Origin of the sequence: Priestia koreensis (assembly GCF_001274935.1) — a bacterium.
In the GTDB taxonomy this organism is placed as follows: Bacteria; Bacillota; Bacilli; order Bacillales; family Bacillaceae_H; genus Bacillus_AG; species Bacillus_AG koreensis.
Genome location: NZ_LILC01000032.1, coordinates 1 through 21,811, shown reverse-complemented (window position 1 = coordinate 21,811; position 21,811 = coordinate 1). Strand labels below are relative to the sequence as shown.

The 21,811-nt window shown below is 42.5% G+C and carries 20 protein-coding genes; 19 read left to right on the top strand and 1 reads right to left on the bottom strand.

Going from position 1 to position 21,811, the window contains the following annotated elements:
• The first annotated feature begins 13 nt into the window (after nucleotides 1-13).
• The 16 genes from AMD01_RS20560 to spoVM all read left to right on the top strand — a co-directional run bounded on the left by AMD01_RS20560 (nucleotide 14) and on the right by spoVM (nucleotide 17,505).
• Complete coding sequence (locus AMD01_RS20560; RefSeq protein ID WP_053403338.1) at nucleotides 14-2,692, top strand: calcium-translocating P-type ATPase, SERCA-type; 2,679 nt, start codon at nucleotides 14-16, stop codon at nucleotides 2,690-2,692.
• Between the two features lie 199 nt (nucleotides 2,693-2,891).
• Nucleotides 2,892-3,767 carry a YicC/YloC family endoribonuclease gene (locus tag AMD01_RS20555; protein WP_053403337.1) on the top strand — a complete coding sequence of 292 codons (876 nt, stop codon included), beginning with the start codon at nucleotides 2,892-2,894 and terminating at the stop codon, nucleotides 3,765-3,767.
• Between the two features lie 97 nt (nucleotides 3,768-3,864).
• Complete coding sequence (gene gmk / locus AMD01_RS20550; protein ID WP_053403336.1) at nucleotides 3,865-4,482, top strand: guanylate kinase; 618 nt, start codon at nucleotides 3,865-3,867, stop codon at nucleotides 4,480-4,482.
• A gap of 3 nt (nucleotides 4,483-4,485) precedes the next feature.
• Entirely contained in the window at nucleotides 4,486-4,689 is a 204-nt protein-coding gene (rpoZ, locus tag AMD01_RS20545; protein WP_053403335.1) for a DNA-directed RNA polymerase subunit omega, read from the top strand.
• A gap of 101 nt (nucleotides 4,690-4,790) precedes the next feature.
• Nucleotides 4,791-6,002, top strand: a complete 1,212-nt coding sequence (gene coaBC / locus AMD01_RS20540; RefSeq protein WP_053403402.1) for a bifunctional phosphopantothenoylcysteine decarboxylase/phosphopantothenate--cysteine ligase CoaBC — start codon at nucleotides 4,791-4,793, stop codon at nucleotides 6,000-6,002.
• Complete coding sequence (gene priA, locus AMD01_RS20535) at nucleotides 5,999-8,413, top strand: primosomal protein N' (RefSeq protein ID WP_053403334.1); 2,415 nt, start codon at nucleotides 5,999-6,001, stop codon at nucleotides 8,411-8,413. Before coaBC ends, priA begins: the two co-directional genes overlap by 4 nt.
• 37 nt (nucleotides 8,414-8,450) lie before the next feature.
• On the top strand, nucleotides 8,451-8,930 hold the full coding sequence (def, locus tag AMD01_RS20530; protein WP_053403333.1) for a peptide deformylase: 480 nt from the start codon (nucleotides 8,451-8,453) through the stop codon (nucleotides 8,928-8,930).
• A gap of 3 nt (nucleotides 8,931-8,933) precedes the next feature.
• The gene (gene fmt, locus AMD01_RS20525) at nucleotides 8,934-9,884 is read left to right on the top strand and encodes a methionyl-tRNA formyltransferase (protein WP_053403332.1); all 951 of its coding nucleotides are present in this window, start codon (nucleotides 8,934-8,936) and stop codon (nucleotides 9,882-9,884) included.
• Nucleotides 9,877-11,220: a 16S rRNA (cytosine(967)-C(5))-methyltransferase RsmB gene (gene rsmB / locus AMD01_RS20520; RefSeq protein ID WP_053403331.1), complete on the top strand. Its 1,344-nt coding sequence runs from the start codon at nucleotides 9,877-9,879 to the stop codon at nucleotides 11,218-11,220. The genes fmt and rsmB overlap by 8 nt, the downstream gene beginning before the upstream one ends.
• Nucleotides 11,221-11,222: 2 nt before the next feature.
• Nucleotides 11,223-12,314: a dual-specificity RNA methyltransferase RlmN gene (gene rlmN, locus AMD01_RS20515; protein ID WP_053403330.1), complete on the top strand. Its 1,092-nt coding sequence runs from the start codon at nucleotides 11,223-11,225 to the stop codon at nucleotides 12,312-12,314.
• A 5-nt stretch (nucleotides 12,315-12,319) separates the two neighbouring features.
• Nucleotides 12,320-13,063: a Stp1/IreP family PP2C-type Ser/Thr phosphatase gene (locus AMD01_RS20510; protein ID WP_053403329.1), complete on the top strand. Its 744-nt coding sequence runs from the start codon at nucleotides 12,320-12,322 to the stop codon at nucleotides 13,061-13,063.
• A gap of 5 nt (nucleotides 13,064-13,068) precedes the next feature.
• The gene (gene pknB, locus AMD01_RS20505; protein WP_053403328.1) at nucleotides 13,069-15,039 is read left to right on the top strand and encodes a Stk1 family PASTA domain-containing Ser/Thr kinase; all 1,971 of its coding nucleotides are present in this window, start codon (nucleotides 13,069-13,071) and stop codon (nucleotides 15,037-15,039) included.
• Between the two features lie 22 nt (nucleotides 15,040-15,061).
• Nucleotides 15,062-15,943, top strand: coding sequence for a ribosome small subunit-dependent GTPase A (rsgA, locus tag AMD01_RS20500; RefSeq protein WP_053403327.1), 882 nt, complete (start codon nucleotides 15,062-15,064; stop codon nucleotides 15,941-15,943).
• A 3-nt stretch (nucleotides 15,944-15,946) separates the two neighbouring features.
• Nucleotides 15,947-16,597, top strand: coding sequence for a ribulose-phosphate 3-epimerase (gene rpe / locus AMD01_RS20495; RefSeq protein WP_053403326.1), 651 nt, complete (start codon nucleotides 15,947-15,949; stop codon nucleotides 16,595-16,597).
• Nucleotides 16,598-16,690: 93 nt separating this feature from the next.
• Nucleotides 16,691-17,332, top strand: coding sequence for a thiamine diphosphokinase (locus tag AMD01_RS20490; protein WP_053403325.1), 642 nt, complete (start codon nucleotides 16,691-16,693; stop codon nucleotides 17,330-17,332).
• 92 nt (nucleotides 17,333-17,424) lie between these two features.
• Nucleotides 17,425-17,505 carry a stage V sporulation protein SpoVM gene (gene spoVM / locus AMD01_RS20485; RefSeq protein ID WP_053403324.1) on the top strand — a complete coding sequence of 27 codons (81 nt, stop codon included), beginning with the start codon at nucleotides 17,425-17,427 and terminating at the stop codon, nucleotides 17,503-17,505.
• Between the two features lie 40 nt (nucleotides 17,506-17,545).
• Here the strand turns inward: spoVM and rpmB are convergent, their stop codons facing one another.
• Nucleotides 17,546-17,734, bottom strand: coding sequence for a 50S ribosomal protein L28 (rpmB, locus tag AMD01_RS20480; RefSeq protein WP_053403323.1), 189 nt, complete (start codon nucleotides 17,732-17,734; stop codon nucleotides 17,546-17,548).
• A 253-nt stretch (nucleotides 17,735-17,987) separates the two neighbouring features.
• Here rpmB and AMD01_RS20475 point away from each other — a divergent pair, with 253 nt between their 5' ends.
• The 3 genes from AMD01_RS20475 to AMD01_RS20465 all read left to right on the top strand — a co-directional run bounded on the left by AMD01_RS20475 (nucleotide 17,988) and on the right by AMD01_RS20465 (nucleotide 21,306).
• Nucleotides 17,988-18,350 carry an Asp23/Gls24 family envelope stress response protein gene (locus tag AMD01_RS20475; protein ID WP_053403322.1) on the top strand — a complete coding sequence of 121 codons (363 nt, stop codon included), beginning with the start codon at nucleotides 17,988-17,990 and terminating at the stop codon, nucleotides 18,348-18,350.
• A gap of 15 nt (nucleotides 18,351-18,365) precedes the next feature.
• Nucleotides 18,366-20,045: a DAK2 domain-containing protein gene (locus AMD01_RS20470; RefSeq protein WP_053403321.1), complete on the top strand. Its 1,680-nt coding sequence runs from the start codon at nucleotides 18,366-18,368 to the stop codon at nucleotides 20,043-20,045.
• Nucleotides 20,046-20,274: 229 nt separating this feature from the next.
• The gene (locus AMD01_RS20465; protein ID WP_053403320.1) at nucleotides 20,275-21,306 is read left to right on the top strand and encodes a PTS sugar transporter subunit IIC; all 1,032 of its coding nucleotides are present in this window, start codon (nucleotides 20,275-20,277) and stop codon (nucleotides 21,304-21,306) included.
• Nucleotides 21,307-21,811: the final 505 nt, after the last annotated feature.

Sequence of the window (21,811 nt, the reverse complement as noted above, 5' to 3'; positions counted from 1 at the left end):
GTGAAGGAATGGAATGAAGTGGTATGAGCTGAGTGAAAAAGCTGTTTTGCAAGTGACACATGCAAATAAAGCAGAAGGTTTAACGGAAAAGCAAGTCGTAGAAAAGCAAAAAGAACATGGTTTTAACGAGCTTCAAGAGGGCGAGAAGAAATCGGCAATCCTAGCATTTTTAGAGCAATTTAAAGATTTTATGGTAATCGTCCTTCTAGCAGCAACGCTCATTTCTGGGTTGTTGGGAGAATATATTGATGCGATTGCCATTATTGCAATTGTGATTATAAACAGTTTCCTCGGTTTCTTTCAAGAAAGACGCGCTGAAAAGTCACTGAGTGCGCTCAAAGAACTCTCTGCCCCTCAGGTGATGGTACTGCGTGAAGGGGAATGGCGAAAAGTTCCGTCACGTGAACTCGTCTTAGGCGACGTCATTAAATTCACGAGCGGTGACCGCATTGGTGCCGATGTGCGAATTATAGAAGCAAAGGGTCTCGAAATTGAAGAATCTGCCCTGACAGGTGAGTCACTTCCTGTAACAAAGCGTACAGATGCAATTTTGGGTGAAGAAGTGCCGCTTGGTGATCAAGAAAATATGGGCTTTATGGGGACGCTCATTACAAGAGGGAGCGGCATTGGAATCGTTGTAGGCACGGGGATGAACACCGCAATGGGACAAATCGCGAACCTACTGCAAACAGCAGAGGTGATGGTGACACCATTACAGCGCCGCCTCGAACAACTAGGTAAAATCTTAATCGTTGTGGCATTAATTTTAACGATGCTTGTAGTAGGAATTGGCGTTCTTCAAGGTCATAATCTCTACAACATGTTCCTAGCAGGTGTTTCACTAGCTGTTGCTGCGATTCCAGAAGGTCTTCCTGCCATCGTAACGGTTGCGCTATCGCTTGGCGTTCAGCGAATGATCAAGCAACGCTCCATCGTTCGTAAGCTACCGGCGGTCGAAACGTTAGGCTGTGCGTCCGTAATCTGCTCTGACAAAACCGGAACGATGACGCAAAATAAAATGACGGTTACACACATTTGGTCAAATAAGACGACGTGGACCGTTTCTGGAACAGGGTATCGCCCTGAAGGAAGCTTTTACTTGAATGAACAAGAAGTGCAGCCGGCAAAGCATAAAGCATTACATCAGCTCCTTTTATTTGGGCTATTATGCAACGGTACGAGCGTTATGAAGAATGAGGATGACTACGTGATTGACGGTGATCCGACAGAAGCTGCCCTTTTAGTTGCTGCCATGAAAGCAGGGCTTGGACGAGATAATGCGCACAAGCAGTATAAAATAGTAGAAGAATATCCGTTTGATTCCACACGAAAGATGATGAGTGTTGTAGTAGAGGATCACGAAGGAAAGCGCTATGTGATCACAAAAGGAGCACCAGATGTGCTGTTAACGAAAAGCACAAAAGCTCTTTGGGATCAAAAAATTGCGCCACTATCATCATCCATTGAAAATGAAATTCAAGCGGCCATTGATCACCTAGCAGGTCAGGCGCTTCGAAATATTGCGATTGCTTACCGTCCGCTAGAGGTACATGAGCAGATTGGAAACGAGCAGGAGATGGAGCAAGGGCTAACGTTTATTGGACTTCAAGGAATGATTGATCCACCTCGTCCAGAAGTGAAGCAAGCGGTAAGAGAATGTCGGGATGCCGGCATTAAAACCGTCATGATTACCGGTGACCACGTTATTACCGCAAAGGCGATCGCTACCCAGCTTGGCATTTTAAAAATGGGCGGTAAAGTACTAGACGGTGCAGCGTTATCAAAAATGAGTCAAGAAGAGCTTGAGAACGTTGTTGATGATGTGTACGTATATGCTCGCGTATCACCAGAACATAAGTTGAAAATCGTCAAAGCTCTCCAAGCAAAAGGCCATATCGTAGCGATGACGGGAGACGGAGTAAACGATGCGCCTGCAATTAAAGCAGCGGATATTGGAATCTCCATGGGAATTACGGGAACGGATGTTGCGAAGGAAGCGTCTGCACTTGTGTTGCTTGATGATAACTTTGCGACCATTAAGTCTGCTATTAAAGAAGGGCGAAACATCTATGAAAATATTCGTAAATTTATTCGCTACCTGCTAGCATCAAACGTAGGGGAAATACTCGTGATGCTGTTTGCGATGATTTTAGGGCTTCCGCTTCCTCTGATCCCTATTCAAATACTGTGGGTGAACCTTGTTACAGACGGACTTCCGGCAATGGCTCTAGGGCTTGATCAGCCTGAAGATGATGTAATGAGACGGAAACCGCGTCACCCGAAAGAAGGCGTATTTGCTAGAGGACTAGGATGGAAGGTTGTAAGCCGTGGCTTCTTAATTGGGGCGATGACCTTAATTGCCTTTATGGTTATTTATAAAAACAATCCTGACAATTTAGCGTATGCCCAGACGGTTGCGTTTGCGACGCTTGTGCTTGCACAGCTGATCCACGTGTTCGACTGTCGTAGTGAAAAATCAGTGTTTGATCGTAATCCGTTCCAGAATCTTTATTTAGTTGGAGCTGTTATTTCATCTGTTCTACTCATGCTAGTCGTTATTTATTATCCGCCGCTTCAACCGATATTCCACACGATTCCGATCGTTCCAAGAGACTGGATGGTCATTGTCGGACTAGCGAGCATCCCAACTTTTTTACTAGCGGGTTCACTTTTAACAAGAAAAAAAGCCTAAACTGTGTTATAATTTCATACAAAGGTTGACGTCGTCCAATGTCTCTTTATCTGGTGAATTCCTTGATAGAAAGACAGAGGGCGATGTCTTTTTGAGGAAACAAATTCTTTCCTACATATTGAGATAGCTTTTTAAAGCAAGATTCCTTTTATTTACTCATTAATTTTTGTAATATATGTACATAGTGGATGTGATAATAATGATTACTAGTATGACAGGATTTGGACGAGGAAAAGCCGAGTCTGAACAATATTCAGTAACGGTGGAAATGAAATCTGTCAATCACCGTTTTTGCGAAACGATTATTAGAATGCCCAGGCAGTTAATGGAAATAGAAGATAAAATCAAAAAGCTAGTTCAAAAACAAGTAAAGCGTGGTAGAATAGAGATATTTGTGACCATCTCTGGAGAAAACATTGCGCAAAAAGATGTAGAAGTAGACTGGAAGCTGTTAGGTCATTACATGGACGAGTTGAAAAAAATTCAACAAACGTATCAGTTAACGGACGCTGTACGCATTTCAGATGTGTTAAAAATGGAGGACGTATTTCTGTTGAATGAAAAACAGCAGGACCGTACCGTTTTGCACGGGTTAGTACTAGAAGCCTGCGAGCAGGCCGTTAATCAACTCCTTCTTATGCGTAAACAAGAAGGTGCGCAGCTACTTTCAGATATTGTTGCGCAAGTAAATCAGCTACATGATGTACGAGAGAAGATTGTTCAACTGGCGCCGAAAGTCGTTGATCACTATAAGGAGCGCATTCAAAAAAAACTTTCTGAGTATACAGGAGAAGCTTTTGAACAACAGCGTGTCTTAACAGAGATTGCGATTTTTGCTGATAAAGCGGATATTAATGAAGAGCTTACACGCATACAAAGTCATCTGCAGCAAGTGATTCAAACGGTGGAAACAGAAACCCTGGTGGGAAGAAAGCTTGACTTTCTGACTCAGGAACTAAATCGTGAAATTAACACGATTGGCGCGAAAGCCAATAACGGTGACATTGCTCAGTGCGTCGTTGAGATGAAAGCTCATCTTGAACGAATGAAGGAGCAAGTACAAAACATTGAATAAAGATAGGTTAATCTTTCAACGATCAGGCTACAATAGTGCTATATCTAGTTGAACGATAGGCCATCATGAATAATGAAGGGTAGGTTTTCATAGAAAAATGAATGTCGAAAGAGGATTATTAATTGTGCTATCAGGTCCTTCAGGAGTTGGAAAAGGAACGGTACGTAAAGCACTTTTTTCAGAGGAGAACAACAATTTATACTATTCCATCTCAGCGACAACGAGAAAGCCGCGTGAAGGTGAAGTAGACGGCATCGATTACCTGTTCAAGGAACGTGAAGATTTTGAGAACATGATCGAAAACAACAAGCTTTTAGAATGGGCGGAATATGTAGGGAACTATTACGGAACGCCCGTAGACTACGTAGAAAAATGTCTGTCTGAAGGTAAGGACGTTTTCCTTGAAATCGAAGTGCAGGGAGCGCTACAAGTGAAAAAAGCCTTCTCAGAAGGACTATTCATTTTCCTAGCACCACCAAGCCTTTCAGAGCTTAAAAGCCGCATTGTAAATCGCGGTACAGAGACGGAAGATCTTATTAACAACCGTATGCGCGTCGCGAAGGAAGAAATTGAACTTATGGACGCCTACGATTACGTAGTAGAAAACGACAAAGTAGAGAATGCATGCAGCCGCATCCGTTCTATTATTACGGCAGAGCACTGTCGCCGTGATCGTATTTCTGCTCGCTATAAAAAAATGTTGGAGGTTGAATAATCCATGTTATATCCATCTATCGATTCTTTAATGACAAAACTAGACTCTAAATACACGCTTGTAACAGTAGCTGCAAAACGTGCACGTCAATTACAAACAACTGAAAGTGTGTTAATTGACAACACGGTTTCCCACAAATTTGTAGGAAAAGCGCTAGAGGAAATTAACGCAGAAGCACTTCGCTACGAAACTCGTCAAGAAGACTAAGTAGCAGCGTGTGGAGCTGATAAACAAAGATGAAAAAAATAACAACCTGTTGAAGGTTGTTATTTTTTTCATCTTACCAATTTACAAGATGGGGGAAGAAGATCGTGAAGGGAAAACGCATTTTATTATGTGTAAGCGGTGGTATTGCTGTTTATAAAGCAGCAGCCTTAACTAGTAAATTAGTACAAGCAGGAGCGGAAGTGAAAGTAATGATGACAGAGTCTGCCCGCGAATTTGTCAGTCCATTAACGTTTCAGGCGTTGTCTAGAAATCCTGTATATACGGATACGTTCGATGAAAAAGATCCAGCGGTCATCGCACACATTGATTTAGCCGATTGGCCCCATTTAGTGCTCGTTGCACCAGCAACAGCGAACATGATCGGCAAGCTCGCAAATGGAATTGCGGACGATATGATTTCAACAACGCTACTTGCGACAACAGCTCCTGTATGGGTAGCACCAGCGATGAATGTGCACATGTATGATCATCCGGCTGTCATTCGTAATATTGATATTCTCCATTCGTTCGGCTATCAATTCGTTGAGCCAAGCGAGGGGTACTTAGCCTGTGGATATGTAGGAAAAGGACGCTTAGAAGAGCCGGAGAAAATCGTGGAAAATCTTCAACATTATTTTAACGACGCGCGTTCACTACCACTAAAAGGTAAGCACGTTTTAATTACGGCAGGCCCAACGCGTGAAAAAATTGATCCGGTTCGCTTCATGTCCAATCATTCAACAGGAAAAATGGGCTATGCTGTAGCTGAAGAGGCAGCACGACTTGGCGCTGCTGTGACGCTCGTATCAGGGCCGACAAATCTTCCTACGCCTCCTGGGGTAACCCGTATTAATGTGGAGAGCGCACAAGAAATGTTTGAAGCCGTCATGAACGTGTATCCAATGACAGATGTGGTTATTAAAACTGCGGCAGTTGCGGATTACCGACCAAAAGTCACCTATGATCAAAAAGTAAAGAAACAGCCAGGTGCTGTGTCTGTAGAGCTTGAAAGAACGACTGACATTCTTCGCACACTCGGTGAGCAGAAGGAGCATCAGCTGCTAGTAGGGTTTGCAGCAGAAACGAACAATGTAGACGAATATGCGATGAAAAAGCTTCGTGAGAAAAATCTTGATTTTGTTGTGGCCAACAACGTATCAACAGAAGGAGCGGGTTTTGGAACAGACACAAACATTGTGACGATCTATCAACGTGAGGCAGAACCAAAGTCACTACCTGTTTTATCAAAACATGAGGTAGCAAAGGAAATTCTCGACGAAGTGATTAAGGAGTTAAAGGAGCGTAGCCGATGAAATTTGCAAGTGTCATTGTGGATGTTGCAGCAAAACAGACAGACCGAGCGTTTGATTATTCCGTTCCAAGCAAATGGGAAGAAATGATTGCCCCAGGTATGAGGGTGATCGTTCCGTTCGGTCCGCGAAAAGTTCAGGGTTTTGTTATTGACGTCAAACATTCTACCGAAGTAAAGCGAACAAAACCAATTGAAGAGCTGCTTGATATTACGCCTGTGTTAACCGAAGAGTTATTAAACTTAGGGCATTGGCTGACGACACATACACTTTGCTACGCGATTTCGGCTTTTCAGGCGATGCTACCAGCCGCAATGAAAGCGAAATATGAGAAGGAAATTACGATGGCTCGTCATGTAGAGACGAAACAGCTCCATGAAGCTGTAAAGCCCTTCTTTGAAAAGGAATCATCTGTACTCTGGAAAGACGTTGAAAAGGGCGGTCTCACATCGCCCTTTTACCGCGATATTCAAAAAGGCTTGCTAGATGTTACGTATGTCGTAAAAAACCGCGGAAATAAAAAAACGTTAAAGGGTGTTCGTCCGCTGTTATCACCTCAAGAGCTGATGGACCTAGCTGATTCCCTTCCGAAGCAAGCGGAAAAGCAAAAAGACGTGCTCCGTTATTTTACAGAGAACACCGAAGAGATTTTCATGAAAGATCTGACGGATTTTCTGCAAACGACGCAGGCACCTGTTAAGGCTCTTGTGGAAAAGGGGGCGCTTGCAGAAGTGAACATGGAGATTTACCGCGATCCATATGAGAACCGAACGTTCACACCAAGCGAGCCGTTTCCATTAACAGATGAACAAACGAAGGTGATTTCCCCGATCCTAGCTCACATCGAAGACGAGTTGCATCGCGTATTTCTTATGTACGGAGTGACAGGAAGCGGGAAAACGGAAGTGTATCTTCAATCAATTGACCGCGTGCTAAAAAAAGGTCAAGAGGCGATCGTGCTTGTGCCGGAAATTTCGCTTACGCCGCAAATGGTGACCCGATTTAAAGAACGATTTGGGTCAAAGGTTGCCGTTTTGCACAGTGGATTATCAACAGGCGAGAAGTATGATGAGTGGCGCAAAATTCAGCGTCAGGAAGTATCCGTAGTGGTTGGCGCTCGCTCGGCGATTTTTGCACCGTTTACGAATTTAGGTATTATCATTATTGATGAAGAGCATGAAACAAGCTACAAACAAGAGGAAAATCCTCGTTATCATGCACGAGATATTGCTATTTACCGGGGAGAGCAGCATAACTGTCCAATCATTCTTGGAAGTGCCACACCGACGCTTGAATCATTTGCTCGAGCGCAAAAAGGGGTCTATGAGCTGTTAACGTTGACGAAGCGAATGAATGACGCCTCACTGCCTCCTGTTGACATTATCGACATGAGAGAAGAGCTTCGCGAGGGAAATCGCTCGATGTTTTCGCGGCTGCTGTTAGAAAAAATTGAAGACCGCTTGGCTAAAGGCGAGCAAATGGTATTATTTTTAAACAAGCGTGGTCATTCATCGTTTGTGATGTGTCGTGATTGTGGCTTTGTCCATTCGTGTCCGCACTGTGAAATTTCGCTAACGTATCATCGCTATCAGAACGTATTGAAATGTCATTACTGTGGTCATGAACAGCCAACGACGACGCTTTGTCCGGAGTGCAATAGCGATCATATCCGCTTTTTTGGAACCGGAACGCAGAAAGTGGAAGAGGAGCTGACAAAAGTTCTTCCGCAAGCAAAAGTCATACGAATGGACGTGGATACAACGAGCCGTAAAGGGGCTCATGAAACGCTGCTTACGAAATTTGCGAATCAAGAAGCACAAATTTTGTTGGGAACACAAATGATTGCAAAAGGGCTCGATTTTCCTAACGTTACGCTCGTTGGGGTACTATCAGCAGATACGATGCTTCATCTTCCTGATTTCCGGGCGTCTGAAAAAACGTTTCAGCTACTCACCCAAGTTAGCGGGCGTGCAGGACGTCACAAGCTCCCAGGGGAAGTGGTTATTCAAACATACACACCAGAACATTACAGCATCGAGCTTGCTAGTCAGCATGATTACGGAGCTTTTTATGAGCAGGAAATGCAAATCCGAAAGCTGCACAAATATCCGCCGTTCTTTTACTTAACGCTAGTTACGGTTTCGCACGAGAATTTGGCGAAGGTAGTGGACGTAACGGATAAGATCAGTCAATTCATGAGGCAAAAATTATCGTCTCAGGCAGTGGTTTTAGGGCCTGTTGCATCTCCGATTGCTAAGATAAAAGATAGATATCGCTATCAATGCATGATAAAATACAAGCTGGAACCAAGCCTTATACCGCTTTTACAGTTCGTAACGGAGCAGTATCAGGGGGATATTCAACAGCAAAATTTAACCATTACGATCGATTTACATCCATACTCAATGATGTGATAAATTGCAATATGCGCAAGTTTTAGGAGGAAAAAAAGTGTCAAAGCTATCATTAGTTTATTATCCAGATGAGCGACTTGAGGCAGAGTGTGAGCCTGTCACGGTCTTTGATAGTAAGCTAACCAAATTATTAAACCAAATGTATGAACTAATGCTGGATTCAGATGGGGTTGGACTAGCTGCACCACAAGTGGGTGTATTAAAACAAGTGGCAGTAGTAGATGTTGATGATAAGCACGGTCGCATCGACCTTATTAATCCCGTTATTCTAGAAGAACGCGGTGAACAAGTAGGTCCTGAAGGCTGTCTAAGTTTTCCGGACCTTTTTGGTGAAGTAAAGCGACCAGAATTTGTGAAAGTTCGAGCGCAAAATCGCCGCGGTAAACCATTTATTATTGAAGCAAGAGGATTTTTAGCACGAGCACTCGTTCATGAAATCGATCATCTTCACGGCGTATTATTTACGACAAAAGTAGATCGTTATTATGAAGACGGCGAATTAGAAGGAGAGGAATAAACGATGAGCATTAATATCGTATTCATGGGAACACCGGATTTTTCGGTTCCTGTTTTACAACAATTACTACAAGATGGCTATAACGTATCGGCAGTTGTGACACAGCCAGATCGTCCGAAGGGCCGTAAAAAGGTCCTAACACCGCCTCCCGTTAAAGTAGAGGCAGAAAAACATGGTATTCCGGTTCTGCAACCAGAAAAGATTCGCTTAGAGGAAGCGTACAGCGAGGTGCTAGCCTATGAGCCAGACCTTATTGTCACGGCTGCGTTTGGGCAAATCCTACCAAAGGCTATTTTAGATGCACCGCGCTTAGGCTGTATTAACGTTCATGCTTCATTGCTTCCTGAGCTTCGCGGAGGTGCGCCAATTCACTACTCGATTTTACAAGGAAAACCTAAAACAGGCGTAACCATTATGTATATGGTGGAAAAATTGGATGCGGGTGACATTTTAACAAAAGTAGAAGTGCCGATTGAGGAGCGTGATCATGTCGGTACACTTCACGATAAGTTAAGTGAAGCAGGAGCAAAGCTTCTTTCTGAAACGATTCCAGCTTTATTAGAAGGAAAGCTAACGCCGATTAAGCAAAATGATGAAGAAGCTACCTTTGCTTCCAACATTAAACGCGAGCAGGAAAAAATTAATTGGAGCAAAACGGGCGAAGAAATTTATAATCATATTAGAGGACTTCATCCTTGGCCAGTTGCTTACACGACTTTAGAAGGACAAGTTATGAAAGTATGGTGGGGAGAAAAAGTGACGTCGTCTTCTACAGAGCCTGCTGGTACCGTTACGGCGATCGAAAAAGACGGGTTTGTTGTTTCAACAGGAAATGAAACGTCGATTAAAATTACCGATTTACAGCCAGCAGGTAAAAAACGAATGGATGCGGCGCAATTTTTACGCGGTGGGCAACTACAAGTAGGGACAAAGCTAGGAGAAGCGAATGAGTAAGTACAACGTTCGTGAAGTCGCTTTAGATATTTTGCTTTCCATTGAAAAGAATCAAGCGTTTAGTAACCTGTTGCTAAACAAAAGCATTGAAAAGCATGGCATTCAAGGAAAAGATACGGGACTATTAACGGAAATAGTTTACGGAACGATTCAACGTAAGCTTACGCTCGATTATTATTTGGAGCCATTTATTAAGAATCCGAAAAAACTTCAGGATTGGGTACGCGTGCTTCTTCGCCTGTCGCTTTATCAAATGGTGTACCTTGATCGTATTCCTGAGCGAGCGGTTTTTTACGAAGCGGTCGAAATTGCGAAAAAACGTGGTCATAAAGGCATTTCGTCAATGGTCAACGGTGTGCTTCGTACCATTCAGCGTAATGGGTTAAAAAGCTTAGATGAAATAAAAAAACCGTTAGAGCGTATTTCCATTGAGACAAGCCACCCGCTATGGCTTGTTGAGAGATGGGCGGAGCAATATGGGGTTGAAAAAACACAGGGAATATGTGAAGCTAATCTTCGGGCTCCAAAACAATCCCTTCGCGTAAATACATCTAAATTTACGAAGGAAGAAGTAAAAGCACAGCTTGCTGAAGAAGGAATTCAAGTAAAAGATGGATTGTTTCTTGAGGAAGCCCTTGAAACACAAAAAGGCAATGCAGTGTATACAGAAGCATTTAAACAGGGCATGTTCACCGTTCAAGATGAAAGCTCTATGCTTGTTGCACATGCGTTAGACGTGGAACCGAACGAGACGATTTTAGATAGCTGTGCGGCCCCTGGAGGAAAATCGACACATATTGCAGAACGTCTTCAACATACGGGTCAAGTCGTTTCATTGGACATTCACGCTCATAAAGTTAAGCTAATTGAAGACCAAGCAAAACGTCTTGGATTAGACAACATTGACACAAAGGTGTCAGATAGTCGTAAGGTTCAGGAATTGTTTAAAGACGAAACCTTCGATAGAATATTAGTAGATGCTCCTTGTACAGGATTTGGCGTAATGAAACGCAAGCCAGATGTGAAGTATACGAAAACGGAGCAGGATGTGAAACAATTAGCGCGCATCCAAGCGGATATTTTACGTGCTGTGGCACCACTTTTGAAAAAAGGTGGAACACTTGTATATAGCACTTGTACAATTGATCAAGATGAAAACCAAGAGGTTGTGTATCAATTTTTACAAGAGCAAAAGGATTTTCAATTTGATACAACGTTCAAGGAACGTATGCCGTCTGTGCTGCATCCACACGTGACGGAAAGTCAAATTCAATTACTCCCAGATGATTTTCAAAGCGATGGTTTTTATATTGCTAGTTTAAGAAAGAAGGTGTAGGAATGGAAAAAGTATTATCAGCTAAGAAAAAAAGCAAAGAGCTTGATCGAAACCCTTCCATCTATTCTTACCAATTACACGAATTAGAGAATTGGTTAGTAGAAAATGGAGAAAAGAAGTTCCGTGGAAAGCAAATTTATGATTGGTTATACACAAAACGCGTAACGTCATTTGAAGATATGAGCAACTTATCGAAGGAGCTACGCGACAAGCTAGCAGCACATTTCGTGCTTACAACGCTTGAAACAGCTGTTCAACAAACGTCTTCTGACGGAACAATGAAGTTCTTATTTGAACTTCATGATGGGTATACGATTGAAACAGTTCTAATGCGCCATGAATACGGAAATTCTATTTGTGTAACAACACAAGTTGGTTGCCGCATCGGTTGTACGTTCTGTGCGTCGACTTTAGGCGGATTAAAACGAAACCTTGAAGCGGGAGAAATCGTTGCTCAAGTAGTAAAAGTACAAAAGGCACTAGATGAACAAGGAGAACGCGTAAGCCACGTCGTAATTATGGGGATAGGTGAACCATTCGACAACTACGATCACATGTTAGGGTTCCTTAAAATTATCAACTCTGATGAGGGCTTAAACATCGGTGCTCGTCATATTACGGTATCGACGAGTGGAATCATTCCTAAAATTTACGATTTTGCGGATGAGAACATGCAAATCAACTTTGCTATTTCTCTACATTCAGCGAATACAGAAACTCGTTCACGTTTAATGCCAATTAACCGTGCATACAAACTGCCAGACTTAATGGAAGCTGTTCGTTATTATGTGGATAAAACGGGCCGCCGCATTAGCTTTGAGTACGGGTTGTTCGGAGGCGTCAACGATCAAGTAGAGCATGCGGAAGAATTAGCGAAGCTTGTAAAAGGGATCAAATGCCACATTAACTTAATTCCAGTAAACTATGTACCAGAACGTGATTACGTACGCACGCCGCGCGAGCAAATCTTTGCGTTTGAACGCGTATTGAAAGATCGTGGTGTCAATGTGACGATTCGTCGCGAACAAGGTCATGACATTGATGCAGCTTGTGGTCAGCTACGCGCGAAGGAGCGTCAAGAAGAGACGAGGTGAAGCAAATGGGAGTAGTTTTTATGACCGACCGTGGGAAGGTTCGTCAGCATAACGAAGATTCTGGAGGGGTATTTGTTAACCGTTATGGTCAGTCTTTAGCTGTAGTGGCAGACGGCATGGGAGGACACCGTGCCGGTGATGTAGCAAGCAGCTTGGCCATAAAGGAATTAAAGCAATATTGGGAAGAAAGCGAAAAGCTTTCTTCTCCTGATGTTGCATCTAGGTGGATGAAGGAAAAAATTACACAAGTCAATCAACATTTGTTTCAATATTCACAAGAGCATGAAGAATGCCGTGGGATGGGAACAACGGTCGTAATGGCTGTTTGTACAGATTCCTTTTGTACAGTAGGCAATATTGGTGACAGCCGCTGTTATATTCTGAATGAGAACGGCTTTTCACAGCTAACAGAAGATCATTCACTCGTTAATGAACTCGTAAAAAGCGGGCAAATTTCACGAGAAGATGCGGAGCACCATCCGCGTAAAAACATTTTAATGCGGGCTCTTGGAACCGAAGAAAGAGTTTATGTGGATATTAAAACAATTGAAATTGAAGCTGAAGATCAATTGCTTCTTTGCTCAGATGGATTGTCAAATAAAGTGTCCACAGAGCAGTTAAAAGAAACGCTTGCCTCTTCCTTAACGCTAGAAGAAAAAGCAGCGTCTTTAATTCAACAGGCAAATGATTCAGGCGGGGAAGATAATATTACACTAGTAATTGTTGATTTCACAAATGGAAGTGGGTGAGTGTAATGCTAATTGGCAGACGATTGAATGACCGTTATAAGATTGTAAAAGTCATCGGTGGTGGAGGAATGGCGAACGTTTACCTTGCTCGAGATATTATTTTGGAGCGAGACGTAGCCATAAAAGTTCTGCGTCTAGATTTTTCAAACGATGAGTCTTTTATTAAGCGGTTTCATCGCGAAGCACAATCAGCGACCAGTATTGCACACCCAAATATTGTGAGTATTTATGATGTTGGGGAACAAGAAGATATTTATTATATCGTCATGGAATATGTACCAGGGCAAACATTAAAGCAATACATACAGCGGGAAGCGCCGGTCCCCATTGATACAGCCTTAAATATTATGGCACAGATTACAGAAGCCATTAATCATGCACATGAGTTTAGTATCGTTCACCGCGATATTAAACCGCAAAATATCTTAATTGATGACCACGGCACGGCAAAGGTGGCGGACTTTGGTATTGCGCTTGCACTGAGCTCAACGACGATTACGCAAACAAGCTCTGTGCTTGGTTCAGTGCACTATCTATCACCTGAGCAGGCGCGCGGAGGAATGGCAAATAAGCGCTCTGATATTTACTCATTAGGTATTGTGCTGTTTGAACTACTTACAGGGCGCGTTCCATTCTCAGGAGAGTCAGCGGTCGCAATCGCACTCAAGCATCTGCAAACAGAAACACCTTCTCCAAAACGCTGGAATCCTTCTATTCCACAGAGCGTTGAAAATATTGTTTTAAAAGCAACCGCAAAAGATCCGTTTTATCGTTATGAAACGGCTGCTGAAATGTTAGAAGATTTGAAATCGGCTCTATATCCAGAGCGTTTGAATGAGCAAAAATTTCGTATTCCGGTTGACGAGGATGCGACAAAAGCCATTCCGGTTATTAAAGATACCGTTATACAGGAGGAAAGCGATGAAACAATCGTTACGCCACCTAAAAAGGGTAAAAAAGCAGCAAGTATTTCAAAGACCCCGCCTGTAAAAGAAAAGAAGCGAAAGAAAAAGAAAAAAAGCAGACTTTTGCCAACGCTAATCATTTTGTTCGTTTTACTTATTGGAGCAGGTGTGGCAGCGGTGACGCTCGTCCCGTCCTTACTACTTCCAAAGGACATACAAGTTCCGAACTTAGCGGATACCGAGTATGAAGATGCGGTCAATCAGCTGAGCTCGCTCGGATTTTCCGTAGGAGATCCAAAGCTCGTCACGGACGATAAGGTGGAAGAAGGCAAGGTCGTGCGAACGGACCCCGAAAGCGGCGAAGTTGCCAAAGAAGGCAGTAAAGTAACCATTTATCAAAGTACAGGAAAGAAAAAATTCACTATCGGTGACTACAAGGGGCGTGACATTGAAGGAATTAAGCCGCTGTTGTCAGAGTTTCGTTCAATGAAAACATTCGAAGTTTCCGGTGAAGAAAGTCCTGGCACGATCGTTGATCAAGACCCTCGTCCAGACGAAGAAGTCATTCCAGACGAAACGGATATTACCTTTTGGGTAAGTACTGGGCCTCCAGAAATTCCTGTAAAAGATTTGATGGGGTGGACGGAAAAGAGCGTTCGTGATTATGCAAATGATGTTGGGGCAAACTTAGATATTCAAAAAGAATATTCAAAGGACGAAGAAAAAGGTCTTGTCATTAAGCAGTCTCCTTCAAAAGGGACGAATATTCAAAAAGGACAAACCATTCATGTGAAGATTTCGGAAGGTGAGAAGCCGAAGCCGCCGAAAAAAGTCACCGTAGATGTGACTATTCCTTACGAAACGGTGACGCCGGGAGAGCCTCAGCAGGTCAAAATTTTTGTGGACGACAAAGATCATGATATGGATATGCCTGTTCAAGAATTTCCGATTACGGCTCCTATGACGAAAAAAATAGACCTGATTATTCCACAAGGTGAAACTGCAACGTATAGAATTATACGTGATGAACAAGTTATCGAAGAGAAACAAGTGAATTATCCAGAGCAATAGAAGCTATACAAGGAGTGAGTATATGCCAGAAGGCACAATTATTAAAGCGCTTAGTGGTTTTTACTACGTGCTTCATGATCATCAAATAACACAATGCCGTGGAAGAGGCGTTTTCCGTAAAAAAAAGGTCACACCTCTTGTTGGAGATCATGTGGTGTTTCAAGCAGAAAATGAGCGCGAGGGCTATATTCTTGAAATTAAAGAACGACAAAATGAACTCGTACGACCACCGATCGCGAACGTTGATCAAGCGCTCCTTGTGTTTTCCGCCATTGAGCCTGAATTTAGTACAACGTTGTTAGATCGTTTTCTTGTTCTCGTTGAATCAAATGATATTGAGCCCGTTATTTGCATTACAAAAATCGATCTTCTTTCAGATGAAAAAAGAGCCGAAATTGAGCAATTTGCGTCCGATTATGAGAAAATGGGATATGACGTTTTATTGACTTCTGCGGCTACATTAGACGGCGTAGAAAGTCTTTATGACTATTTAAATCATAAGGTTACGGTTATTGCTGGGCAGTCAGGGGTCGGAAAGTCATCGCTTTTAAATGCAATGAAGCCAGAGTTAGAGCTGAAGACGAATGATATTTCGAGTGCTTTGGGACGAGGGAAGCATACGACAAGACACGTAGAACTTATCTTTGTTCAAGAAGGTTTAGTAGCTGATACACCAGGATTCAGCTCGCTTGAATTCATGGATCTCGAACTCGAAAACCTTCCATTTTGCTTCCCCGAAATGGCTCGTTTAAGTGAAGAATGTAAATTCCGAGGATGTATGCACCTTAAAGAACCGAAATGTGCTGTCAAACAAGCCGTTGAAAGCGGAGAAATTCCTTCTTATCGTTATGAACACTATTTACAATTTGTTGAAGAAATAAAGCAAAGAAAGCCGAGGTATTAAATTATGATAAAAATCGCACCTTCCATATTATCTGCCAATTTTGCCAATCTAGCTGCTGAAATCAAAGATGTTGAAGCAGGGGGTGCTGACTATATTCATGTTGACGTAATGGATGGTCATTTTGTACCGAATCTGACGATTGGCCCATTAATTGTTGAAGCGATTCGTCCAACCACAAGTTTACCATTAGATGTTCATCTGATGATGGAGAACCCTGATCAATACATTCCAACCTTCGCAAAGGCTGGTGCTGATATTATTACGGTTCATGCAGAAGCTTGTCCTCACCTTCACCGTACAATTCAGCTCATTAAGGAGCATGGTGTGAAGGCGGGTGTTGCCCTAAATCCTGCTACACCTATCGATCACGTGAAGCATATTTTAGAAGACATTGACCTTGTGCTTCTCATGACGGTGAACCCTGGATTTGGCGGACAAAAGTTCATTAAGAGCGTGCTGCCAAAGATTGAACAAATTTCACAACTGATTCAAATTCGTCATCTTTCAATCGATGTAGAAGTTGATGGAGGCGTGAATGAAGAAACAGCTCGATTATGCGTAGAAGCGGGGGCAAACGTGCTTGTTGCTGGTTCAGCGATTTATGATAAAGAAGATCGAGGAGCTGCTATTAAAGCCATTCGTTCAACGCTATAAGAGAACAAATAATGAGGGAGAAGGATAATAAGAAGCGCACCCGCTTTTTGTTATCCTTTTTTTGCAGATTGCTAAAAGAAAGAAGGACAAATCATGATTATTAACTTATTGGCAGGAGGACCAAAGGAACTGGTACCGTCTCTTTCAGATACTAAATGGACATGTGATAAGTGGGTTGGGATTGATCGAGGGGTATTTCATTTATTGAACGAGGGCATTAGACCAGTGAAGGCATTTGGCGATTTTGATTCTGTATCAGAGGAGGAACTTTACTACATTCAACAGCAGCTGAGCGAACTTGAAGTTTATCCCGCTGAAAAGGATAAAACAGATCTAGAGCTTGCCCTAGAATGGGCGATAGATCAAAAACCAACAAATATACGGATTTTCGGTGGGACAGGGGGGCGTATGGACCATGGCTATGCGACTATTCAGCTGTTATACCGAGCGCTTTTGAAGGGGATTTCGAGTGAAATAGTGGATCAAACAAACATTATTTCAATGCATGAAGCTGGTCGTTACACGATTCAACGAAACGAGGATTATCAATATGTATCATTCTTGCCATTTTCCGATACGGTGGAAAATATCACGCTTATGGACTTTAAATACCCTTTGACAAATCAAACCATCAAGTGGGGATCAACTCTTTGCGTAAGTAATGAACTTCTTCATGAAACGGGTACTTTTTCGTTTACTAAAGGCATATTAATGATGATAAGAAGTAATGATTGAGCACGACCTACGTTTACTTCGAGGTACTAATTTTACAAACATTGAATATGCTGATAAATGATGAAAGCGGAGAGATGATTAGGAGGGAAAGTATGAAATTCTATACAATTAAACTTCCAAAGTTCTTGGGTGGGATCGTAAGAGCAATGCTGAATACGCTAAAAAAAGATTAAAAAAGAAGCACCATGCGGACATGGTGCTTTTTTTATATGCTTATACGCGTTCAACTTTACCAGACTTAAGAGCGCGAGCAGATACGTATACACGTTTAGGTTTACCGTCAACTAAAATACGTACTTTTTGAACGTTTGCACCCCATTTACGCTTGTTAGCGTTCATAGCGTGTGAACGTGCGTTACCTGAACTAGTTTTTTTACCAGTGATTACACATTTACGTGCCATTATTAATTCCCTCCTCACTCACAAGAAACTAAATGACTTCTACTGTCGAGAAATACTATATTAATTTATCACACGCTGAGTATTAATGCAATAGGAGTTTGCAATGCTTTCAAGAAATTTCCCTTGACATATAAATGAATCCATTGTTGTATAATAAGAGAACCTCCCATGTTAGCAATCTGAATGTGCTTTCAAAAAGTATGGTCTTATAGTAAAATGTGAGTAACCTATGAATATGGAAAGGGGAAAGTGTATGTCCATCGAAATGAAAAATCAATACGGTCAGATTGATATTGCAACAGATGTAGTTGCTACTATAGCAGGAGGAGCAGCAATTGACTGCTACGGCATAGTAGGAATGGCATCCAAAAATCAAATTAAAGACGGTATTACAGAAATTCTTCGAAAAGAAAACTTTACTCGTGGGATTATCGTTCGCCAAGAGGAAGATGACGTACACATTGATATGTACATCATCGTTAGCTACGGTACGAAAATTTCCGAGATTGCACATAACGTTCAAACGAAAGTTAAGTATACATTAGAACAAACGGTAGGACTAACTGTAGACTCAGTCAATATATACGTGCAGGGTGTTCGCGTCACGAACTTGTAGTAAGGAGGAAGATTTGTGTCAATTACAGTATTAGATGGAAAGCGTTTGAGGGAAATGATTATTCAAGGTGCGCAGCACTTAACGAATAATGCCCAAATGGTAGACGCTCTCAACGTATTTCCAGTTCCAGACGGTGATACGGGAACAAATATGAACTTATCAATTACTTCTGGTGCTAAAGAAGTTAAAAATAACCCTTCAGATCATGCTGGGAAAGTTGCGCAGTCGCTTGCAAAAGGTTTGTTAATGGGAGCGCGCGGTAACTCAGGTGTTATTCTGTCTCAGCTTTTCAGAGGATTCGCAAAAAAGATTGAATCAAAAGCGACGATTACAGCTGCTGATTTTGCGGAAGGTCTTGAAGCAGGCGTTGAAACAGCTTACAAAGCAGTTATGAAGCCTGTAGAAGGAACGATTTTAACAGTAGCTAAAGACGCTGCCAAGCATGCTGCAACGGTTGCGAAGCAAGAACGAGATATTATTGCTCTTTTAGAAGAAACCCTAAAAGAAGCGAAGGCTTCCTTAAACCGTACACCGGATCTACTTCCTGTACTAAAAGAAGTAGGAGTGGTAGATAGCGGTGGACAAGGTCTTGTTATTATTTACGAAGGATTTCTTGCTGAATTAAAAGGTGAGAAGCTTCCTAGTGTTACAATTGCTGCTCCTTCATTGGACGAGCTTGTTAACGCAGAGCACCATAAAAGTGCCCAAAGTCATATGAACACAGAAGATATTGAGTTTGGTTATTGCACGGAATTTATGGTGAAGTTAGAAGCTGATAACGCAACAAAAACTTCTTTCTCAGAGGAAGCCTTCCGTAATGAGCTAAGCAAAAAAGGTGACTCATTGCTAGTGGTGTCTGATGAAGAGATCGTAAAAGTACATATTCACGCTGAATATCCAGGTGAAGTGCTTACGTATGCTCAAACATTTGGTAGCTTAATCAACATGAAAATTGAAAACATGCGTGAACAGCACAGCAGCATCGTATCACACGATGCGCCAAGTATGCCAAGTGCTCCAGCAAAAGCACAAGCAAAATCAAAATATGGCATTATTTCCGTGACAATGGGTTCAGGTATTGCAGACCTCTTCAGAAGCATCGGTGCATCCGTTGTGATTGAAGGCGGACAAACGATGAATCCGAGCACGGAGGATATCGTAAAAGCGATCGAAGAAGCAAATGCAGAAACGGTGATTATTCTGCCAAATAACAGCAATATCGTGATGGCAGCTCGCCAAGCAGCAGATGTGGTCGATCAAACGGTACTAGTTATCCCATCTAAAACCGTTCCTCAAGGAATGTCTGCTATTCTAGCGTTTAACCCTGAGGTGGACGTAGAAGCGAATGAAGCAGCTATGACAGAAGCGCTCAGTCACGTAAAGACAGGGCAAATTACGTATGCTGTACGCGACACGAGCATTGATGGCCTAGAACTAAACAAAGGTGATTTTATGGGAATCGCTGATGGGAAAATCTCTGTCAAAGACAAAAATCAATTAGAAGCAGCAAAAAAGCTAGTTGATCATTTAATCGATGAAGATGCAGAGATTGTGACGATTCTACAAGGAGAGGACGCATCTGATGAAGAAACAGCATCACTTGTTGAATTCATTGAGTCCTCGTTCGAAGATGTTGAAGTAGAAGTTCATAGCGGCGAACAGCCACTATACGCATATATTTTTGCGATTGAATAATGCACGATAAGTTCCGATCGAATATGGTCGGGACTTTTTTTGTCATGCATTTGTTGTTTAAATGTGAAAAGGCATACAATTAATTTGAAAAAACGAAAAATATAGTATTTTTAGACTAAAATCCGAATTATAAACCGAAAATTCTTTCAAAAATGTTCGTTTAATGATAGTTTTGAACGGTGGGAGAAACTTCTAGAGTGTAAAAACATCAGAAGAGGAGAGAGACTACGTGGACATTTTAAAAGGAACTGTATTACTATTAGTCGTTCTATGTCTATTTTCGTTATTTAGCTACAAAGCTCCACATGGGATGAAAGCGATGGGAGCATTGGCAAACGCAGCTGTTGCCGCTTTTTTAGTTGAAGCGTTTCAGCACTATGTAGGCGGAGATTTGCTCGGAATTAAATTTCTCGGTGAAGTTGGGACCGCAGCCGGAGGAATGGGAGGCGTGGCAGCCGCCGCTCTTGTGGCACTCGCGCTCGGCGTTTCACCCGTTTATTCGCTCATGATTGGAGTCGCATGTAGTGGACTAGGGTTATTACCTGGGTTTGTCGCTGGTTATTTAGTCGCTTATTTATCCAAATGGGTGGAAAACAAATTCCCAGCAGGATTGGATTTACTTGGAAACGTGCTTATCATTGCACCAATTGCCCGTTTAATCGCGGTAGGAGTAGATCCGGTTGTCAACGCTACGCTCTTAAATATTGGCGGTGTGATTAAGCAAACGGCAACGAGTAGCCCAGTTGTCATGGGGATCATCTTGGGTGGCGTGATTACCGTTGTTGCAACTGCTCCGCTCAGTTCAATGGCCTTGACGGCTATGTTAGGATTAACAGGATTGCCAATGGCTATTGGGGCTTTGGCTGTGATGGGATCTTCATTTATGAATTACGTGCTGTTTGATCGTATGAAATTCGGAGATCGACGTACCACCATTTCAGTTGCAATTGAACCACTTACTCAGTCAGATATTATTTCAGCTAACCCTATTCCAGTCTATGTGACCAATTTTGTAGGCGGAGCGGCAGCAGGAGTCGTTGTATCTTTATTCGGATTAGTCAACAACGCTGCCGGAACCGCAACACCAATTGCTGGATTAGCCGTCATGTACGGCTTCAACGATCCCATCCGTGTGACCATTTGCGCTGCTCTCTGTGCGATCGTCAGTGCACTTGTCGGATACATAGGATCGATCGTATTCAAAAACTACAACATTAAAACCGTCGCAGAAATTCGCGGCGATGCGAAACAAGCTGCCTAATCAAAAGCACCTCTTTTCAAAAGGGGTGCTTTTTAGCTATGTGAACAAGGAAGTATAGAACTCCCAGTAGAAAAGTGAAGCAGCCTGAAACGAATGCACGCTCTCGTCAAAAGCAAAAGTCCTTTTTGAAACAAAATACTCATCAAGGGTGATCATTTACAATTCACTCTTTCAACGCACTAGGATCGGAGTGAAAGATGCGAAGACTCCTGCGGGGATAGCGAGTCAGTTGAGATCCCGCAGGAGAGAAACGACGAGGAAGCTCAGCGCTCGCCCCGCGGAAAGCGAAGTAATCTGAAACGGAGATCCGAACTAGTCGAAAGTGTTTCATGTGAAAGGAACAAAGCTCATGAGAATTACGTATCTAGAAAAGAAGGGCAGCAAGTAGTCCCTACTCCAACAACAAGAGGACCGAAGTAATCTGAAATGGAGATCCGAACTAGTAGAGGAGTTTTCCTTTTAAAAAAACTAAAACTTGCTTGTCTATCGCTACTTGGAACAGAGA